The organism is Gilvimarinus sp. 1_MG-2023 (assembly GCF_030548285.1).
On sequence record NZ_JAUOSC010000261.1, the window covers coordinates 1 to 397 of the forward strand.

The 397-nt window shown below is 59.4% G+C and carries 1 protein-coding gene; it reads left to right on the top strand.

What is annotated here, in order from left to right; all coding sequences use genetic code 11:
- Positions 1 to 126: 126 nt before the first annotated feature.
- Positions 127 to 397 (top strand): DUF1028 domain-containing protein (locus Q4563_RS16700; protein ID WP_303605287.1); only part of this gene is annotated, 271 nt, incomplete at its 3' end.

Sequence of the window (397 nt, forward strand, 5' to 3'; positions counted from 1 at the left end):
GGTTTACCCTATCTCTACCGGACTGGTAGTGGCCGGTCTGGCACAGCCTCAGTGGTTGATGGAAATCGACGTCATCGCCGTGATTCCAGACCAGCCATTCAGCCAACCAGCAGACAAGGAGCCAGCATGACCGTCTCCCTGTCCGCCTATTGCCCGGAAACCGGCCAACTGGGCGTAGCAATCAGTTCATCCAGTATTGCCGTTGGCGCCCGCTGCCCCTGGTTGCAAGCAGGCATTGGCGCGGTTTCCAGCCAGAACATCACCTTGCCCGCACTGGGGCCTGCCATTCTCGCCCGACTGGAGCAAAACCAGTCGTCCGAACAGGCCTTGAAAGCTGCTCTGGCCGACGACCGTTTCAGTGCCTATCGCCAGGTGACAGTGATCGACAACAAAGGGG